This is a genomic window from Acidaminococcus sp. CAG:542, from assembly GCF_000437815.1.
Lineage (GTDB): Bacteria > Bacillota > Negativicutes > Acidaminococcales > Acidaminococcaceae > Acidaminococcus.
In genome coordinates, this window is sequence record NZ_FR902054.1 from 1 (window position 1) to 1338 (window position 1338).

Genomic DNA, 1338 nt, shown 5'->3' on the forward strand with positions numbered 1-1338 from the left:
GGCTTCCCGAAGGGAAGCCCATCCCGGCCGCCGGTTTTTCGTGTTCGAAGGCAGATGCTTGAGCATCTGGCATCCATCAGCCGCGGACCCGTTAATCACTTAACCACCTAACCACCTAATCACCTAACCACATTTTCTTTAATTCCTATTGAGATACTATCAATTCAATGGTATCATCTTCCCATAATTTCAAAACAAACGCAATGACGAAAAAGAGTAGGACCCTGGAATGCAGGCAGCGAACCCGGACAGTGGAAGCGGGGATGACTACGGGATCTGAAGTGCCTTTCTGAGCGTGCAAAGTCCAACAGGGCCCGGCCCTCAGTAGACTTTCCGACTGACAGCCGTTACCCTGTCAGGCAGGAGGATTGTCCTGCCTCTGAGGCTGCACCTGGCAACAGGGCAGCGAAACTGGGTGGATCCACGGAGCCAAAGCTTTCGTCCCAATAGGGACGGGAGCTTTCTTTTTTTTACTCCTAATCCATATAAAAATACTATACATTAACCCCGCAATCCCGGGTTCTGTACAAAGGAGAGAATCATCATGACTGAAATCGACATCCACGCCGCCAAACTGGCCCGGATCAAGGATCCGGAAATCGCCGCCGCCTGGAAGGACATTACTGTAAAACGGGCCATGAATCCCTGCCCCATCGACTTTTCCGAATTCCATTCCAGCAACCCCCGGGCCCATACGGTCCAGAAGGAATATGAAGGCCAGGACGCCTCCAACTTCAACCGCCGGCAGAAATACGCCGACGATGAGGAACCCCAGTTCACCACTCCCTTCGGGGAAGGTCCGGACCAGCTGCCGGTGGAACCGGGCCGGTACCGTCTGGTCTGGTCCAAGCACTGCCCCTGGGCCAACCGGGTGGCCATTGCCATCGACCTTTTGGGCCTGGACAAGGTAATCTCCAAAGGGGTGGTGGATCCTCTCCGTCCCGCCGGGGTGGTGGGGGACTGGTTCTTCACCCTGGATCCGGACAATGTGGACCCGGTGCTGAAGATCCACTCCCTGGGAGAAGCCTACCGGAAAGGAAACCCCGCCTATGACCAGCGCTCCACGGTGCCTGCCATTGTGGACGTGACCACCGGTGCTGTAGTGAACAACGACTACCACGACCTGACTACAGAAATCGCCGTGGCCTGGACCAAGTACATCAGTCCCGACGCTCCCGACATCTATCCGGAAGACCGGCGGGACGACATCGATGCCCTCAACGACATCATCTACGCCGACGTGAACCTGGCGGTGAACCTGGCCGCCCTGGTCACCAGCCAGAAGGATTACGAATTCTACTATGAAAAGGTGTTCAACCGTCTGGACTGGCTGGGAAA

The 1338-nt window shown here is 55.8% G+C and carries 1 protein-coding gene; it reads left to right on the forward strand.

What is annotated here, in order from left to right; all coding sequences use genetic code 11:
* Positions 1-544: 544 nt before the first annotated feature.
* Positions 545-1338, forward strand: a 794-nt coding sequence (locus tag QVO43_RS03740; RefSeq protein WP_288174471.1) for a glutathione S-transferase family protein, incomplete at its 3' end; no start/stop codon positions are given.